Below are 17,386 nucleotides of genomic sequence, written 5' to 3'. Positions count from 1 at the left end.
ATCGGTAAGTTTTTAAGACTGGTTAAAAATAATAATTCTACTATTTTTTGTAAACTTCCGCAGGAAATACTTATGCAAACTTTTAAACACTCCGATCTTAAAATTTCAGAATTCAGTATTTTTGTAAAAACGATCTAATATGAAATATAATTTACTAGGAAAAACCGGACTTTGGGTTTCTGAAATTTGCTTAGGAACGATGACTTTTGGTGCCAAAGGAAAATTTGCAGCCGTTGGCGGCGTTGACCAAAAAGGTGCCGATGCTTTAGTAACCCAAGCCATCGATGCAGGAGTTAACTTTATCGATACTGCTAATGTTTATTCTGAAGGGATTTCTGAAGAAATGACCGGTAAAGCCATTAAACACTTAGGAATTTCTCGTGACGAGTTAATTTTAGCGACTAAAGTTCGCGGGACGATGGGCGAAAAACCTAACCAAAAAGGCTTAAGCCGCAAGCATATTATCGATCAGGTTGAAGCAAGCTTAAAACGCTTAGACACCGATTATATCGATCTATACCAAATACATTCTAACGACCCGATCACTCCGATCGATGAAACCCTACGTGCGTTAGACGATTTAGTAAGAAGCGGTAAAGTAAGATATATTGGCGCAAGTAATGTTGCCGCTTGGCAATTAATGAAAGCTTTAGATTACAGTTACTACAATAATTTAGAACGTTTTAATTCTCTACAAGCTTACTACACGCTTGCCGGCAGAGATTTAGAGCGAGAAATTATACCTTTATTAGAAGACCAACAAGTAGGTTTAATGGTTTGGAGTCCGTTAGCCGGAGGTTTATTAAGCGGAAAATACGATCGAAACAGCAAGAAAAAATCGGGAGGCCGACGAGATAATTTCGATTTTCCGCCGGTAAATGAAGAACGCGCTTTTAATATTATCGACGTGTTACGCCCAATGGCAAAAGAAAACGGGGTTTCGATGGCGCAACTTTCTATTGCCTGGCTTTTAAAACAAAAAGCCGTTTCTACCGTGATTGTCGGAGCTAAAAAAACAGAACAACTCGAAGAGAACCTAAACGCTTCAAAAATTGAATTCTCTAAAGACGATTTTGAAAAATTAGAAAAAGTAAGCAAGCTCGAACGCGAATACCCGGGTTGGATGCTTGATGTGACTAAAGTTGATCGGGAATTGTAGTTTTTTTTGAAACAAGACTCAAGACTTTTTGATTTCAGTTTCAGTTTCAACTTCAATTTCAGTTTCAACTTCAATTTCAATTTCAAGAAAACACCCTTCCAACTTTTTTCGCTATCGCTTCAAAAGTCACCTTCCCTCTTAAGGGAAGGAACGGTTTATTGAAAAAAAGAGGTCTAAAGTCTAGATTCTAAAATCTAATTTCTTACTGATCAAAAATCTAAAAATGCAGCTTTCGTTGGGCTGCATTTTCTTTTTTATATTTTTGCAGCTATGGAACATCGAAAATTAAAAAACAGCGAACTCGAGCGTAAGAGTGTTGAAGAATTTAAAAATTCAGCTAAAACTCCGCTCATTATTATTTTAGACAACATTAGAAGTTTAAATAATATTGGTTCGGTATTTAGAACGGCCGATGCTTTTTTAATTGAAAAAATTTACCTCTGCGGAATTACCGCAACTCCGCCACATAAAGATATTCATAAAACCGCTTTGGGCGCCACCGAAACCGTGACTTGGGAATATGCTGAAAACACCTTGGATGTAATGAAAAAACTTCAGCAAGAAAACGTTGAAATTCTCGCGATTGAACAAGCTGAAAATGCCACGATGCTTGATGATTTTTCTCCGGAAACAGGAAAAACGTATGCTGTAGTTTTTGGCAACGAAGTTAAAGGTGTGCAACAAGAAGTGGTCTCTAAAAGCGATCGAGTTATTGAAATTCCGCAATTTGGAAGTAAGCATTCTTTAAATATTTCGGTAAGTACCGGCGTTGTGGTTTGGGATTTGTTTGCTAAAATAAAACAACAGTAAGTGAGGTTGTAGGTGTTAGGTTTTGGGTTTAAGGGAATAGGAGATTCGATTACAAATTCAATTTCAAGAAAACACCCTTCCGACTTCTTTCGCTAAGGCTACAGAAGCCACCTTCCCTTAAGGAAAGGAATTTTAATTGTAAATAATGTCTATAATCTAGGTTCTAGCATCTTGACTTTCATTAAAACCTTTCGACTCCGTTCAAGATGACAAATTGATTTAATGAAAGAGAATTCAGTTTCAGTTTCAACTTCAATTTCAAGCAAATCAACGATTAATTTCTTCTAGAACTTTTAGGTAATCTTCTCTGAAATTCACAAAATCGAGTTCAGAGATATCGATGATTTTCACGTTTAAATGATGCTGATTTTTAATAAAATCAAGATAACCTTTATTGATGTTCTCTAAATAATCTGCCGGAATATCTTGCTCGTAATTTCTGCCACGTTTTTTAATATTCTGCAACAAACGATCGGTGTTTTGGTAGAGATAAACGTATAAATCTGGCTTAGCCAAGTCTTTATACATAATGTTGAATAACTTTTTATACAACGAATATTCTTCTTCCTGCAAAGTTACTTTCGCAAAAATAAGCGATTTATACACATCGTAATCGGCCACCATAAAATCACTAAACAGATCGTATTGCGAAATATCGTCGAGTAATTGCTGGTAACGATCGGCTAGAAAAGACATTTCTAAAGGAAACGCATAACGCGCTTGATCTTTATAGAATTTTGGTAAAAAAGGATTGTCTTTAAAACGTTCGGTAATGATCTTTGCTTTAAAATCTTGCGAGATCATCGTAGCTAAACTGGTTTTACCGGCACCAATATTCCCTTCGATCGCCAGGTAATTAAACGGATGTAGTTTAAATTTCGGCTTTTCTAATTTTTTAGAAGTTTTTTTAATTACAGAAGTGTCTTTGGTTTCTTCTGTTAATTGTTTTACGGTTTTCTTCAACACCGGATGCAAATAATCTTCCGCAACATCTTTTAAAGGAAATAAGACAAACTTTCGATCTTGTAATCTCGGATGCGGAATCGATAATTTTTCAGAAGAAAAAATTTCATTTCCGAAGAAAATGAGATCTAGATCGATCACCCGATTTTCATAAACGCCACTTTTTGTTCGTTGCCGCCCTAAAAGATCTTCAATTTGCAGGAGTTTATCTAAGGTTTCTTCCGCAGAAAATCGTGTTTTAATTTGGATGCAGGCATTATGAAAATCGTTACCCTCAAAACCAAAAGCAGGAGTTTCGTAAATCGCAGAAACAGCGCTCACCTCACCTATTCGCTTAAAAATAGCGTGAACTGCTTTTTGCAGAAACTGTAATTTATCGCCTTGATTACTTCCTAAAGCCAGGTATGCGGTGGTAGGGTTTTTCAAAAAAAAGAAAATAAAAATTAGAATTTCACGGCAAATTAACTAAAAGAAAAGTATATAAACTTATTTTTGACGAAAAGAGTATTAACAAATCTATCCGTTTGAATTTAGAGAGGAAAATTACCGCTTACCGCGTTTATTTAATTTTAGCTGCTTTATTTATTACTTCGTTAGTGGTTTCTAACTTAATTTTTCAGAAGTTTTTCTATTGGGATTTTTTCGGATTATATCGTTTTGAAATCTCTGTAGGTATTTTGCCTTATCCGGTAACATTTTTAATTACCGATCTGGTGAGTGAAATTTATGGGAAGAAAAAAGCTAATCAAATCGTAACAACCGGTATTTTTGCTTCGGTTTTTTCATTATTAATTGTTTATACTTCTGCCGCAGTACCGGCTACCGAGTGGTCGCCGATTGGTGACAGTTTATTTTCAAAAGTTTTTGGCAACACGGCCATTGCTGTTTTTGCCTCGATGATGGCTTATTTATTGGCGCAGTATATTGATATTCAGATTTATCATTTCTGGAAAAAGTTAACAAAAGGTAAACACCTATGGTTACGTAATAATTTTTCTACATTTTTATCTCAATTTGTAGACACCTTTAGCGTTCTCTTTTTGCTTTGCAGTTTTGGGCAGATAAAATGGGAGCTTTTTGGGGGTTTACTTTTAGGCGGTTTTTTGTTTAAAGTTCTAGTAGCTGCCTGCGATACGCCTTTATTATATTTAGGAGTTTTTATAATGAGGAAGTGGTTTAAACTCCAACCTAACGAAGAATTAATTTTAGAAGAGCAATGAAAAAGATATTAAAAATTGTAGGGATCGTACTTTTAGTACTTATTCTTTTGGTGATCCTTACGCCGATTTTATTTAAAGGTCAGATTGAAAAAGCCGTTAAAAATTCGATTAACAATAGCGTAAATGCGACGGTAGAATGGGAAGATCTAGATTTAAGTTTATTCAGCAGTTTTCCTGATGCCGAATTAAAGTTGAAAAATCTTAGCGTAATTAACAAAGCTCCTTTTGAAGGTGACACGCTGGCAACGAGTGAAGAGCTAGCTTTAAGTTTAGGAATTCCGCAATTATTTAAAGGCGGACCGTACAGCATTAACGAATTGGCTCTAAACCGCGCATACGTAAACATAAAAGTAGATTCTTTAGGCAACGCAAATTACGATATTGCCAAAGAAACGACTGCAGATACCACGGCGCAATCTTCAAATGGCGGTAGCGCACTTTCGTTAGATATTCAACATTACGAGATCAATAATTCTCGCATTAATTATTTAGATGAAAGCACGAAGACTTTTTTAAGAATTACCGATTTTAATCATTATGGAAATGGTGATTTCACGGCAGATAAAACCAATCTTGAAACCAATACAGAAGCTATTGTTTCTTTTGAATTTGACAGCATTAATTATTTAAACAAAAACAGTTTAAAACTCGATGCCGATTTTGAAATGGATTTGGCTAACCAAAAATATACCTTCTTAGAAAATGAGGCTTTAATTAATCAACTTCCGTTAACTTTTGATGGTTTTATAAAGATTAACGAAGAAAATCAAGAACTCGATTTAACCTTCAAAACTCCTTCATCTGACTTTAAAAACTTTTTAGCCGTAATCCCGGAAACGTATGCTAAAAATCTAGACGGTGTTGAAACCACAGGAGATTTTACCGTAAACGGAATGATTAAAGGAATTGTCGATGAAGAACATATCCCAATGATGGATATTGCTATAAAAAGTGATAATGCTTCTTTTAAATACCCAGACCTTCCGAAGAAAGTTGAAGATATTAGTATTGATGCGGTGTTGAAAAATGAAACCGGACTCTTAGCCGATACGTATGTAAATTTAGATCAGTTAGATTTTAGAATCGATCAAGATCGTTTTTCAGCAAAAGGAAATTTTAAAAATTTAATGGATAATCCGTTAATCGACTTAACAGCCAACGGTACTTTAAATTTAGCGAATTTAGAAAAAGCTTATCCGTTAGATTTAGATATGGATCTCAACGGAATTTTAAATGCCAACCTTACCACTAATTTTGATATGAATTCTATTGAAAAAGAACAATATCAAAATGTAAAAAGTAGTGGTCGCGCCAGCATTAGTAACTTTAAATATACTTCTCCTGAAATTCCGAATGATGTAAATATTGCGAAAGCGAGTTTAAACTTCAACACGCAAAAAGTTACGCTAGAAGAAATGGACATTAAATCTGGGCAAACCGATGCTAAAATTACCGGAACGCTCGATAATTTAATGGGCTATTTATTTTCTGACCAGCAGTTAAAAGGGCGTTTTAATTTGCAGTCAAACACATTTTCTGTTAATGATTTTATGGTTGCTCAAACGGAAGAAATAGAAAACACTTCCGAAGAAAAAGAAAATACTCCTCCTACTCCAACCGGCGAAGAAGCGATTAAAATACCATCGTTCTTAGATGCTCGTTTAGATTTTAACGCAAAAAACGTGATCTACGATAATTTAACTTTAAAAAATACGAAAGGTGCAGTAGTGATTGTCGACGAAACTACTTCGTTAGAAAATGTATCTGCCGATATTTTTGGAGGTAATATTGGTATTAATGGTAATGTTTCTACAAAAAATGCGACTCCTGTATTCGACATGCAACTCAATTTAAACAGGATTGATATTGTAGAGTCTTTTCAGAATTTAGAATTGATTCAAAACCTTGCTCCGCTTGCGAAAGCGCTACAAGGCTCGTTAAATACAAACATTAATTTAAGCGGAAATTTAACCAACGAATTAACGCCGATTTTAACCAGTTTAGGAGGTACAGCTTTCGCCCAAATAATAAATGCACAAGTTGATACCGAAAAAACCCCATTATTGTCTAAATTAGACGGCCAGTTAAATTTTATAAATTTAGATAATTTAGCGCTGAAAGATTTAGCTACAAATTTAAAGTTTAACAATGGTCAAATTGAAGTAGACCCGTTTAACTTCAATATTAAAGACATAAATATTACCGCAGGAGGTTCTCACAGTTTCGACAACCAAATGAATTATAATTTAAAATTAGATATTCCTGCAAAATATTTAGGTAGCGAAATAGGTAATGGTTTAGCGAGTTTAACCAAAACCGATCTAGAAAATACGAAAGTGCAATTACCAATTGGGTTATCGGGCAGTTTTAACAGTCCGCAAATTCAATTAAATATGAAGCAAGCAGTGACCGATTTGACGCAACAAATTGTAGCGAAGCAAAAAGACGAATTAAAAGATAAAGCCAAAGAAGAAGTTGGCAATAAACTAAAAGACCTTTTAGAAGGTAATAAAGAAAATACCCAAACCACTCAAGACTCTACCAGTACTGAAGAGAAAAGTGATGAAGACAAAGTAAAAGAAGCCGCCGGTAAAGTATTAAACGGGTTATTTGGGAAGAAAAAAGACGATAAAAAATAATTTAATTTTTAGTGAATGAGACAGTTAAAAATAACTAAACAGGTTACCAACCGTGAATCTGTCTCCTTAGACAAGTATTTACAAGATATTAGTAAGGAGGAGTTAATTACTGCAGAAGAAGAAGTAGAATTAGCACAGCGCATTAGACAAGGAGATCAGTTAGCGCTAGAAAAATTAACCAAAGCCAATTTACGTTTTGTCGTTTCTGTAGCGAAACAATATCAAAACCAAGGCTTAAAATTACCCGATTTAATTAATGAAGGTAACGTAGGTTTGGTAAAAGCTGCCAAACGTTTTGACGAAACCCGCGGATTTAAATTTATCTCTTACGCCGTTTGGTGGATTAGACAATCGATCTTACAAGCATTAGCAGAACAATCTAGAATTGTACGTTTACCGCTTAATAAAATTGGAAGCATTAGCAAGATCAATAAAGCTTTTGCAACTTTAGAGCAAGCAAACCAACGACCACCAACTCCAGAAGAAATTTCTGCAGAGTTAGATATGACGGTTTCTGAAGTAAAGCAATCTTTAAAAAACTCTGGGAAGCATTTATCGATGGATGCGCCTTTAAAAGAAGGTGAAAACAGCTCTAATTTATATGATGTCGTAAAATCTGGTGAATCGCCAAATCCTGACGACAGCTTAATTTTAGAATCGCTAAATACCGAAATTAATCGTGCACTCGATACGCTTAACGCCAGAGAAGCCGATGTATTAAAACTATTTTACGGCTTAAACGGCGAACGCCCAATGAGTTTAGAAGAAATTGGCAGCACCTTTGGTTTAACAAGAGAACGTGTACGCCAAATTCGAGAAAAAGGAATACGAAAACTAAGAAGTAGCGCTAAAAATAAAGTGCTAAAAAATTATTTGGGTTAAATTTTGACTAAAAACCTTTTATTTTAGTTTATTTTCTTTTATAATTTAATAAGTTTGCAACCTGAATTTAGACAAATACTTGGGAGCAGTCTCAAATTTCCTTTCATTAGATTGTAAACATTCAGTATTTCTTAGAAAAGTTCTGAGAAATGATAATCATTTAAATGCGTATTAATGCTTATAGTAAAAGTAAAAGACGGAGAAAAAATCGAACGTGCTCTAAAAAGATTAAAAAGAAAATACAGAGACACTAAGACCCTACAAAAATTAAGAGATAACAAGCATTTCACCAAGCCATCTGTGGCAAGAAGAAAACAAATTCAAAAAGCTGCTTATATTCAGTCGCTTCGCGATCAAGAAGAAATATAAGCTTTATGAATACGGTTACCATTTACAATTCTAACATCAAACCAAATGATGTTGAGAAAGAAGAAATGGTAAATTTTCTTTATACTCATTTAGGTGAATATGGAGATCCCAAAAAGCATATCCTAAAATGCTTAGAATACGCTATTGGCAATCTTGCCACTCAAAACGGTGGTTTTGCATTAGCCATAAAAAATAGCGAAGATCAAATTTTAGGAGCTACAATTATAAATGAAACCGGAATGTCTGGGTATATACCCGAGAACATTCTGGTTTACATTGCAGTGAATAAAGATTCTCGAGGGCAAGGCATTGGCAAACAATTAATGCAAAAAGCCATCGAACTTACCGAAGGTGATATTGCTCTTCACGTCGAACCCGACAATCCTGCCAGAAAACTTTACGAAAAGCTAGGTTTTACCAATAAATACCTAGAGATGAGATTAAGTAAATAATCATCTTTCATTTCTACATTCAAAAGTTTCTTCTTCCAATTTTAAGTTATTTTTAATTCAATTTGAAATTGTATTTGATAACTTGACGAAAAAGCTAAAATTTATGGCTTACGTCACGCTAAGTAAATCTTCTCTACAACATAATTATTCGTATTTAAAAGATCTATTTGGTAAACATGATATAAATTGGGCGCCGGTTTTAAAAATGCTTTGCGGCAACACTACCTATTTAGATTTTGTATTGAATTTAGGTGAAGAACAAGTTTGTGATGCCCGCTTAGGCAACCTAAAGACTATAAAATCGCTAAAGCCAGAAAAAGAAACAATTTATATAAAACCGCCTTCCAAACATAGTATTAAAGACATCGTAAAATATGCCGATGTAAGTTTTAACACCGAATATATTACGATAAAATGGCTTTCTGAAGAAGCAAAACAACAGAACAAAACTCATCGAATTATTATTATGATCGAGCTGGGCGATCTTCGCGAAGGCATTATGGGCGATCATCTTATCGACTTTTATCAAAAAGTATTCGACTTGCCCAACATCGAAGTTGTCGGGATTGGCGCTAATCTAAATTGCTTAAATGGCGTGATGCCGAGTAAAGACAAGCTTATACAATTGAGTTTGTATGAACAGTTGATCGAAGCAAAATTCGGTAAAAAAATTGTCGGTGTTTCCGGTGGTTCTTCCGTGATGGTTCCGTTATTGTTAAAAGGTCAAATCCCTAAAGGAGTTAATCATTTCAGAATTGGAGAAACGCTTTTCTTCGGAAGCGATTTATTCAACAATTCAACCATCGACGGAATGAAAGATGATGTTTTCTTATTGAATTCTGAAATTATTGAGATCACCGAAAAGCCAGTCGTTCCTTACGGAAGAATAGAAAACAATCCTTCCGGTGAAAAAACAGAAATTAACGAAGACGATTATGGTTCTACCCAAAAAAGAGCCATTTTAGATATTGGCTTGCTCGATATTTCTAAAGTAGATTTTCTCTTCCCTATCGATAAAACTCTCGAATTTATTGGCGCAAGTTCAGATATGTTAGTGCTCGATGTGAGTCAATCTCAAAAAGATTACAAAATTGGCGACACTATAAGTTTTAAAATGACGTATATGGGCGCGCTTCGAGTTATGAATTCTAAGTATATTCAGAAAAAATTAATCGACTAATACTTCTAAATTCACTTTGTAACCTTCGTTACTTCGAACATTAAAAACAGTATCATCTTCAAAAATTAGGTACTGCCCTTTTATTCCTTTTAATTTTCCTTTGTACTCCGGTTTTTTATCGAGATTCAAACTTTTTAGCTTTTTAGGATACTCCAATACCGGAAATTCTATTTCGGTTTCTTTATTTGAAGCCAAAAAATATTCCTGAACTTCATCGGGCAAGTATTGTTTCAACTCATCGCGCTTTTCTTCAAGGTTAACATCTTCAATTTCATTTTTCAGCATCGTCCGCCAATTGGTTTTATCAGAAATATGAGGTTTCAACGCTACTTCAGCAATACCGGCAAGGTAACGGTTGGGCACTTCTACAATTTCAATCGCTTCGTGCGCTCCTTGATCGATCCAACGCGTTGGTACTTGTGATTTTCGGGTGACACCAACTTTCACGTTACTCGAATTTGCCAAGTAAACAATATGTGGCTGCAACTGCACTTTTTTCTCATACTCCAAATCACGATCTTCTTCATCTAAATGCGCTTTACTTAACTCCGGCTTCATGATCCAATCACCGGCGCGTGGCGTATCGTAAAAACAATCATAGCAAAAACCCTGGCGATAAATCTTTTTATCTTTTCCACAGTTTAAGCATTGATAGCCTATAAAAGTGATGCCAACTTCTCGATTTAACAATTGATTCATATGAATAAAATCATCTTCAAACTCCATAAAATACTGAACTTGAGAAGTTAATTCTGTCTTCATTTTTCGAAGCACACCTTTATACTGCATAATTGTTAATTTTTTATTTGAAAGCTTTTCAGGAGCCTAAATTAATCTTATTTTTATAGTTAGACAATTAGGTTTAAATATATTCAATTAAATGCCAATTCCTATCGTAAACTCCATTGCTTCTTGGTTTTTGAAGAAGCGCATTCATCAAATGGAACTTTTTATTAAATACCCGCACGAAGTTCAAAACGAGCTTCTGCATCATTTAACAGGAAAGGCAAAAAATACCGAAATTGGTAAAAAATACGATTTTTCTTCGATTAAAACCTATCGAGATTTTGCAGAGCGATTACCTGTTCAAAATTATGAAGAAGTTGAGCCGTTAATTGAGCGAGCGCGTTTAGGAGAAAGCAATATATTTTGGCCAACGCCCATTAAATGGTTTGCCAAATCGAGCGGAACCACCAATGCAAAAAGCAAATTTATACCGGTAAGTCCCGAGTCTTTAGAAGATTGCCATTATGCGGCGAGTAAAGACTTACTTTGTTTGTATTTAAACAATAATGAAGAATCACAACTCTTTACAGGCAAGAGTTTGCGTTTGGGCGGAAGCAAAGAACTATACAAAGAAAACGGTACAGCTTACGGAGATCTTTCTGCCATTCTTATCGATAACATGCCATTTTGGGCAACGTATAGCAGCACGCCCAACAACGAAATTTCGCTGATGAGCGATTTTGAAAAGAAAATGCAAGCCGTCGTCGATTTTACCATTAAAGAAAATGTTACCAGTATTGCCGGCGTACCTTCATGGATGCTCGTTTTGCTGAATAACGTGATGGAAACCACTCAAAAACGAAGCTTAACTGAAGTTTGGCCAGATCTTGAAGTCTATTTTCACGGTGGCGTAAGTTTTGAACCTTATAAAGAACAATACCAAAAACTTATTCCGTGTAAAAATTTTAAGTATTATGAAATTTATAATGCTTCGGAAGGATTTTTTGCCGTACAAGATCAAAATTACAGCAACGAATTATTGCTAATGCTCGATTACGGAATTTTCTATGAATTTATCCCGATGGATGCTTACGAAAGTCACGAAGAGAAAATTATTCCGTTAAATGAAGTTGAACTCGGTAAAAACTACGCAGTAGTAATTACGACCAATGCCGGTTTATGGCGCTATAAAATTGGCGATACGATTAGATTTACTTCTTTAGATCCTTACCGAATTAAAGTTACCGGTCGCACCAAACATCACATCAACGTTTTTGGCGAAGAACTCATTATTGAAAATGCAGAACAGGCTCTAAAAAAAGTTTCTAAACTCACCGATTGCGAAATTGTAGATTACACGGCCGGACCTATTTTTATGGAAGGCAATCAAAAAGGAGCGCACGAATGGATCATCGAGTTTAAAACTCCGCCAGATAATTTGGCGCATTTTCAAAAAACTTTAGACCAAACTTTACAAACCTTAAACAGCGATTACGAAGCTAAACGTAAAAATAACACGACGCTTAATTTATTAAAAGTGAATCAGGCAAAACGTGGTTTGTTTTACCAATGGTCTAAAAATCACGGCAAATTAGGTGGCCAACATAAAATACCAAGACTCTCGAACAAGCGAGATTACATTGAAGAATTATTAGAGATCAATAAACACTTAGAATAGTTACTTCAAAAATTTACAGAAGTGAAAGCCTAATATAGAGAAACCATTTTGATGATAAAACTTATGTGATCGTCGATTTTCTAAATACGTATTTAATTCAACAAATTTGCATTGGTTTTCTTTCGCCCATTTTTCGATATGCTGAAATAAAACTTTACCGTAACCATTCGATTGAATTTTTTGATCTACAACTACATTATCTACTTCTAACTGCTTCCCGGAATAAAATCTTACGGTTATCCATCCGCTTGAAAGAGCAATTAAGCTTCCGTTTTCTCTTAAACCAAAACAATAATTATTAGAAAACCCAAACATCTGAAGCAGGAAATCTTTCAATTCTACTTCAGAAAGTTTGGGATTTAATTGTTATGCTAACGAAATAATTTCAGCAAAATCATCTTGTGATAATTCAAAAAATTCAACTCTATTTTTCATCGTTAGTCTTTCAGAATTTTTTAAAAATCTTTATACGTCACTTTATCTACCGCCTGGATAGTTGCATCTAGATCTGCTGTAGAAAGCGCTTCAGAAATAAACCAGGTTTCAAAAGAACTTGGCGCAATGTAAACGCCGTTTTTCATCATACCGTGAAAGAATTTTTTAAAGCGATCGTTATTTCCTAAAGCGGCAGATTCAAAATCTACCACCGGTTCTTTTGCAAAATGCACCGAGATCATCGATCCTAATTGATTAATGGTATGATCTATTTTATTTCGGTTCAATACATTTTTAATTCCGTCTCTTAAGTAAGCTGTTTTTTCGTTAATGCTCTCGAAAATTTCACGCTTTTCATTCAGCTCAGAAAGCATTGCCAAACCGGCTGCCATTGCTAACGGATTTCCACTTAAAGTTCCCGCTTGGTAAACAGGTCCGTTTGGTGCTAGGTAATCCATAATTTCATTTCGAGCTGCAAAAGCCCCAACCGGTAAACCACCACCGATCACTTTTCCGAAGGTAACAATATCGGCATTCACGCCTAATAATTCTTGCGCACCACCGGGAGCCAGACGAAAACCGGTCATCACTTCATCAAAAATTAAAAGGATATCATTTTCATTACAAAGTTTACGTAAACCTTCCAAAAATCCTTTTTGCGGCGGAATACATCCCATATTCCCAGCTACCGGTTCTAAAATAATACAGGCAATTTCTCCTTGATTAGCTTTCACCAACTCTTCAACAGAAAGTAAATTATTGTATTGCGCTAATAAAGTGTCTTGCGCGGTTCCTTTAGTTACACCGGGACTGTTTGGCGTACCAAAAGTTACGGCTCCACTACCCGCTTGAATTAAAAATGAATCGCTATGCCCGTGATAACAACCGGCAAATTTGATGATCTTGTCTTTTTTGGTAAAACCTCTTGCCAAGCGCACCGCACTCATACAAGCTTCGGTACCGCTGTTTACCATTCTAATTTTATCAATATTTGGCACCATCGAAACCGCTAGTTTAGCGATTTCTGTTTCGATTTCGGTGGGTGTTCCAAAAGAAGTTCCTTTTTTAGTTTTTTCAATCACAGCATTGATTACCTGCTCGTGAGCGTGACCTAAGATCATAGGTCCCCAAGAGTTAATGTAATCGATCAATTTATTATCGTCTTCATCATATAAATACGCTCCTTTAGCTTCTTTAATGAATAGCGGATCTCCACCAACGGCACTAAATGCACGAACAGGCGAATTTACACCACCGGGAATGTATTTTTTTGCTTCTTGAAAAAGTTGACTGCTTCTTTGGTATATCATAATTGTGTTTTTGTTATAAGGACTTTACATAAAGTTTTTGCCCTATAGCAAGATTATCTGATTTTAAATTATTGAGCTTCTTTAACTCTTCGATCGTTAGGTCGTAACTTTGAGAAATACTATACAAGGTATCTCCTTTTTTTACGGTATAGCGAATACTGGTATAATCTACTTTAAGTTCTTTTTGCGCTTTGCCTTTACGATCGCCATTACCTAAAACCTCATCGTCGTATTTGTACAACTCGTAACGTTCAATAATGCTGATTAGTTTATCGGGATATTTGGGATCGGTTGCATAACCGGCAGATTTTAAACCGTAAGCCCAAGATTCGTAATCGTCTTTATTCAGTTCAAATAACTTGGCATATCTTCTACGATCGGTTAAGAAAAGGGAATGATCTCTAAATGAATATTTAGGATTATTATATTTTCTGAAACATTCGTCCAACGCGTCGTCGTCGTGATACACTTTTTCGCCTTGCCAACCATTACATTTAATCCCGAAATGATTATTCGACTTTAAAGTTAATTCTCCCTGCCCGGCATTCGACTCTAAAACTCCTTGCGCCAAAGTGATACTTGCGGGAATCCCGTAAAGTTTCATTTCATCTTTAGCAATAGCATTAAAATTATAGATGTAACGCTCGACATTGTCTTTGAAAACCGGAGTATTATCTTTTGCTGAAGTTTCTGTTTCGTTAATTTCTTCAACGGTTTCTTCTGCAACCTCATCTACCGGATTTGGTTTCGGGGGTTTTGGCGGTTCTACGACTTCGGTTTTCACTTCGCCTTTTCGCTTATTATAACCGTTTACTTTCTTTTTAGAACCACACGCTGAAAGTATTAGGGCAACCACCACAATACTAATTACTACTTTATATTTCATCATTTAATAAGGGGTAAATTTTTCTTGGCTAATTGTAAATTCATGCCTTCGATTCCTTGTAAACCGCCGGTATGAATCATTAGCACTTTTTTGTTATTAAATTTTCCTTTTTTCAATAGATCAAAAATCCCAAATACCATTTTACCGGTATAAATTGGATCTAACGGAATGTTATTTTCTTCGTTAAACTTATTAATAAATTCGATTAACTCCACATTTACTTTTGCATAACCGCCAAAATGATAATCTAGTATAAGTTCGTAATTGTTTTTTTCAGCAAATTTATCGATTTCTTTTTGTAAAAAATCACCTTTTAAGGCAGGAAAACCTAAAATTTTTTGATGTTTTTTTGAAGCATTGATCAATCCTGAAATTGTTCCGCCAGTACCGACGGGGCAACAAATTATATCGAATTTTTCGTCTTGTTCTGTGAGAATTTCTTCACATCCTTTCACCGCTAACTCGTTGGTTCCGCCTTCGGGAACAATAAAACTATTAGGAAACTCACTTTCTAGTTCGTTAATAAATGGTGCATTGTTTTTTTCTCGATAAACAGTTCTACTTACAAATTTGAACTGCATCCCGCATTGTTGAGCAAATCGTAAAGTTGGATTTCCGGCAAGCGTTTGCTCTAAATTTTCGGCTAATTCTTCCCCACGAATAATTCCGATGCTTTTTAAACCTCGTTCTTGGCAAGCTGCTGCTGTTGCTGCAATATGGTTTGAAAATGCTCCACCAAAAGTCACGATAGTTTCTTTCTGAGTTTTTTCAGCCTCAAGTAAATTGTATTTCAGTTTTCTAAATTTATTTCCAGACACAAACGGATGCAATAAATCTTCGCGCCTAATGTAAAGCTCTGCAGAAAATTCATTTTGGATATTAAGTTTTTGTTGAGGTGTTTTTATCATAACATTAAGTCAAACAAAATTAAATCATTTCTTACTAAATCACTCTGCACTAAAAGTGCAGAGGTTGGTCCTGACTAAGGACTGAAAGTCCTATTATTTAAAAACTGTCAACACGAAATATTTCAAGCAAATTACACATATTTTTTCGCATTACTAAAGTACTGCAATAAAATTGCAGGGTTTTAAACCCATTTCTGAGACCAATAAAACTACCCCTTCAGCATAAAAAATTACCGTTTATCGAAACGCTTAGTTTTTAATCGAAAAAAACTAATAATTAGCTATTTAAACGTTTTAGATAACTACTTTTGACGCCTAATTTTTTTACCCCACTATGCATAAAATTTTACCCACTCTCTTATTCATTTTTTCAATTTCGGTAGTTGCTCAAATTGGAATTGGAACAACGGAACCGGAGGCAGAATTAGATGTGAAATCGCAAAATGCAGGAATTTTGTTTCCTCGTATTGCTTTAACGCAAAATGATCTGGCAGCTCCGGTAATTGACCCTAATACAGGTACATCATCTGTAATTAACACGACCTTAATTTATAATACTTCAACAACAACTGGTACAACTGCTGTATCTCCCGGTATTTATAGCTGGTTCTTTGGGTATTGGATTAAAGTTAGTACAAGTACGCCTACAAATGCAGATTGGTATAATTTAAATTCAAGCACATCACCAAACTCTTTAGCCAACAACATTTTTACTAATGGGCAAGTGGGTATTGGTACAGGAGCAAATACCTAAGATCTAAAAGGAAAATTGCATATTTACGAAGCTACCGGTACTACTCCATCTGCCTCTGCAGGAAGTCTTTATTTAGAACACGGAGATGATGGCGGTTCTTCTTCAATTGCATTTAAGAGTATAAATAATTACAATTCTGATTATGCTTATATCTCTTATATAGATAATAATTCTATTGGCGGAGATGAAAATAGTATGCTAGAAATTGCAGGCCTTAACGATGGGGCCAGTAACGGCTATACGGGATACCGCGACAATATTAATTTTAAATCTTCAAATTCTGTTGGGATAAATACTACCAACCCGAGTTCAAGTGCTTCTTTAGATCTAGGAACTACCAATCAAGGTATTTTAATTAATCGGGTTAGTCTTACGAGTCGAACAGATACCAATACGATTGCTGGAACAGAACCCGACGGATTAATTGTTTACAATACAGCGACCGCAGGTACTTCACCCCAAAATGTTACCGAAGGATTTTATTATTGGGATAACAGCCAATGGAATCGTGTTGCCCTACAAGCAAATTATGGGAGCACAAATTATCAAAAAGGTGTGCAGTATTATTCTTATGACACTGATGAGTTGACTAACCCTAATGTGAGTACGATCGAGGTAAATAATGTAATCTCTAAATCTGGAAACTATACCGGAAATTTAAGTTCTTCTGCTGCGCTAACTACTATGAATCCTAGCTCCGATGGAAATGGATATACAATAAAAATCTCCGGCACCTATGTTGTTAATAATGCCGGCACATTTAATTTCACTTCAAATTCTGACGATGGAGCAAGAATATATGTTGATGGTGCTTTGGTTTTAAGCAATTGGCAAGTTGCCGGATCTGGAGGCCTTAATGCTTCAGGATCAGTTTATCTTGCAAAAGGAAAACACGATTTTGAATTCTGGTATTTTGAATATAATGGACCTAACAATTTCACATTCTCTTGGGGTTCTAATCCCGACGGAAATACCGGAACCATCAATGCTCAACAATTTATAATCGAAAAATAAG

At 35.3% G+C, this 17,386-nt stretch carries 17 protein-coding genes; 11 read left to right on the top strand and 6 right to left on the bottom strand.

The features are described 5' to 3' along the window. The first annotated feature begins 139 nt into the window (after positions 1-139). Positions 140-1,159 (top strand): aldo/keto reductase, encoded by a 1,020-nt coding sequence (locus G551_RS0113270; RefSeq protein WP_027886016.1) that lies wholly within the window; start codon positions 140-142, stop codon positions 1,157-1,159. A gap of 270 nt (positions 1,160-1,429) precedes the next feature. Beyond that, on the top strand, positions 1,430-1,969 hold the full coding sequence (locus G551_RS0113260) for an RNA methyltransferase (protein WP_027886015.1): 540 nt from the start codon (positions 1,430-1,432) through the stop codon (positions 1,967-1,969). A gap of 267 nt (positions 1,970-2,236) precedes the next feature. On the opposite strand, the gene folK is transcribed toward G551_RS0113260, so the two are convergent. After that, positions 2,237-3,358, bottom strand: a complete 1,122-nt coding sequence (gene folK / locus G551_RS0113255) for a 2-amino-4-hydroxy-6-hydroxymethyldihydropteridine diphosphokinase (protein ID WP_027886014.1) — start codon at positions 3,356-3,358, stop codon at positions 2,237-2,239. Between the two features lie 98 nt (positions 3,359-3,456). Here folK and G551_RS0113250 point away from each other — a divergent pair, with 98 nt between their 5' ends. From G551_RS0113250 to G551_RS0113225, 6 genes are all read left to right on the top strand, one after another. Then, positions 3,457-4,152, top strand: a complete 696-nt coding sequence (locus G551_RS0113250; protein ID WP_084626417.1) for a queuosine precursor transporter — start codon at positions 3,457-3,459, stop codon at positions 4,150-4,152. Next, positions 4,149-6,791, top strand: coding sequence for an AsmA family protein (locus G551_RS0113245; protein WP_027886012.1), 2,643 nt, complete (start codon positions 4,149-4,151; stop codon positions 6,789-6,791). The genes G551_RS0113250 and G551_RS0113245 overlap by 4 nt, the downstream gene beginning before the upstream one ends. A 15-nt stretch (positions 6,792-6,806) precedes the next feature. Then, positions 6,807-7,673 (top strand): sigma-70 family RNA polymerase sigma factor, encoded by an 867-nt coding sequence (locus G551_RS0113240; protein WP_027886011.1) that lies wholly within the window; start codon positions 6,807-6,809, stop codon positions 7,671-7,673. 174 nt (positions 7,674-7,847) lie between these two features. Continuing rightward, the gene (gene rpsU / locus G551_RS0113235; protein WP_027886010.1) at positions 7,848-8,042 is read left to right on the top strand and encodes a 30S ribosomal protein S21; all 195 of its coding nucleotides are present in this window, start codon (positions 7,848-7,850) and stop codon (positions 8,040-8,042) included. A 5-nt stretch (positions 8,043-8,047) separates the two neighbouring features. Next, the gene (locus tag G551_RS0113230) at positions 8,048-8,494 is read left to right on the top strand and encodes a GNAT family N-acetyltransferase (RefSeq protein ID WP_027886009.1); all 447 of its coding nucleotides are present in this window, start codon (positions 8,048-8,050) and stop codon (positions 8,492-8,494) included. A 103-nt stretch (positions 8,495-8,597) separates the two neighbouring features. Then, entirely contained in the window at positions 8,598-9,674 is a 1,077-nt protein-coding gene (locus tag G551_RS0113225; protein ID WP_027886008.1) for an alanine racemase, read from the top strand. Here G551_RS0113225 and G551_RS0113220 read toward each other — a convergent pair. After that, positions 9,663-10,463: a DUF2797 domain-containing protein gene (locus tag G551_RS0113220; protein ID WP_027886007.1), complete on the bottom strand. Its 801-nt coding sequence runs from the start codon at positions 10,461-10,463 to the stop codon at positions 9,663-9,665. The genes G551_RS0113225 and G551_RS0113220 overlap by 12 nt on opposite strands. Before the next feature lie 91 nt (positions 10,464-10,554). Here G551_RS0113220 and G551_RS0113215 point away from each other — a divergent pair, with 91 nt between their 5' ends. Then, positions 10,555-12,078 (top strand): GH3 auxin-responsive promoter family protein, encoded by a 1,524-nt coding sequence (locus G551_RS0113215; protein WP_027886006.1) that lies wholly within the window; start codon positions 10,555-10,557, stop codon positions 12,076-12,078. Here the strand turns inward: G551_RS0113215 and G551_RS15940 are convergent, their stop codons facing one another. The 4 genes from G551_RS15940 to G551_RS0113195 form a co-directional block, all read right to left on the bottom strand. Further along, positions 12,079-12,414, bottom strand: coding sequence for a GNAT family N-acetyltransferase (locus tag G551_RS15940; protein ID WP_156876804.1), 336 nt, complete (start codon positions 12,412-12,414; stop codon positions 12,079-12,081). It abuts the gene before it with no gap. A gap of 119 nt (positions 12,415-12,533) precedes the next feature. Then, the gene (gene hemL / locus G551_RS0113205; protein WP_027886005.1) at positions 12,534-13,823 is read right to left on the bottom strand and encodes a glutamate-1-semialdehyde 2,1-aminomutase; all 1,290 of its coding nucleotides are present in this window, start codon (positions 13,821-13,823) and stop codon (positions 12,534-12,536) included. A gap of 13 nt (positions 13,824-13,836) precedes the next feature. Further along, positions 13,837-14,712, bottom strand: a complete 876-nt coding sequence (locus tag G551_RS0113200) for a glucosaminidase domain-containing protein (protein ID WP_308426721.1) — start codon at positions 14,710-14,712, stop codon at positions 13,837-13,839. Then, positions 14,709-15,617 carry a 1-aminocyclopropane-1-carboxylate deaminase/D-cysteine desulfhydrase gene (locus tag G551_RS0113195; protein WP_027886003.1) on the bottom strand — a complete coding sequence of 303 codons (909 nt, stop codon included), beginning with the start codon at positions 15,615-15,617 and terminating at the stop codon, positions 14,709-14,711. Before G551_RS0113195 ends, G551_RS0113200 begins: the two co-directional genes overlap by 4 nt. A 334-nt stretch (positions 15,618-15,951) precedes the next feature. Here G551_RS0113195 and G551_RS15935 point away from each other — a divergent pair, with 334 nt between their 5' ends. Both G551_RS15935 and G551_RS0113185 read left to right on the top strand, forming a co-directional pair. Next, positions 15,952-16,371, top strand: a complete 420-nt coding sequence (locus tag G551_RS15935; protein ID WP_027886002.1) for a hypothetical protein — start codon at positions 15,952-15,954, stop codon at positions 16,369-16,371. Positions 16,372-16,386: 15 nt separating this feature from the next. Further along, positions 16,387-17,385 carry a PA14 domain-containing protein gene (locus G551_RS0113185; protein WP_027886001.1) on the top strand — a complete coding sequence of 333 codons (999 nt, stop codon included), beginning with the start codon at positions 16,387-16,389 and terminating at the stop codon, positions 17,383-17,385. Position 17,386 lies beyond the last annotated feature (1 nt).

The sequence above is a fragment of the Mesonia mobilis DSM 19841 genome, from assembly GCF_000423405.1.
In the GTDB taxonomy this organism is placed as follows: Bacteria; Bacteroidota; Bacteroidia; order Flavobacteriales; family Flavobacteriaceae; genus Mesonia; species Mesonia mobilis.
The sequence above is the reverse complement of the archived record's forward strand: the minus strand, read 5'-3'. Positions and strand labels throughout refer to the sequence as shown.

Coding starts and splice junctions, on each gene's coding strand:
- G551_RS0113270 (WP_027886016.1), top strand. CDS start 140: ATGAAATATAATTTACTAGGAAAAACCGGACTTTGGGTTTCTGAAATT.
- G551_RS0113260 (WP_027886015.1), top strand. CDS start 1,430: ATGGAACATCGAAAATTAAAAAACAGCGAACTCGAGCGTAAGAGTGTT.
- G551_RS0113245 (WP_027886012.1), top strand. CDS start 4,149: ATGAAAAAGATATTAAAAATTGTAGGGATCGTACTTTTAGTACTTATT.
- G551_RS0113240 (WP_027886011.1), top strand. CDS start 6,807: ATGAGACAGTTAAAAATAACTAAACAGGTTACCAACCGTGAATCTGTC.
- rpsU (WP_027886010.1), top strand. CDS start 7,848: ATGCTTATAGTAAAAGTAAAAGACGGAGAAAAAATCGAACGTGCTCTA.
- G551_RS0113230 (WP_027886009.1), top strand. CDS start 8,048: ATGAATACGGTTACCATTTACAATTCTAACATCAAACCAAATGATGTT.
- G551_RS0113225 (WP_027886008.1), top strand. CDS start 8,598: ATGGCTTACGTCACGCTAAGTAAATCTTCTCTACAACATAATTATTCG.
- G551_RS0113220 (WP_027886007.1), bottom strand. CDS start 10,463: ATGCAGTATAAAGGTGTGCTTCGAAAAATGAAGACAGAATTAACTTCT.
- G551_RS0113215 (WP_027886006.1), top strand. CDS start 10,555: ATGCCAATTCCTATCGTAAACTCCATTGCTTCTTGGTTTTTGAAGAAG.
- hemL (WP_027886005.1), bottom strand. CDS start 13,823: ATGATATACCAAAGAAGCAGTCAACTTTTTCAAGAAGCAAAAAAATAC.
- G551_RS0113200 (WP_308426721.1), bottom strand. CDS start 14,712: ATGATGAAATATAAAGTAGTAATTAGTATTGTGGTGGTTGCCCTAATA.
- G551_RS0113195 (WP_027886003.1), bottom strand. CDS start 15,617: ATGATAAAAACACCTCAACAAAAACTTAATATCCAAAATGAATTTTCT.
- G551_RS15935 (WP_027886002.1), top strand. CDS start 15,952: ATGCATAAAATTTTACCCACTCTCTTATTCATTTTTTCAATTTCGGTA.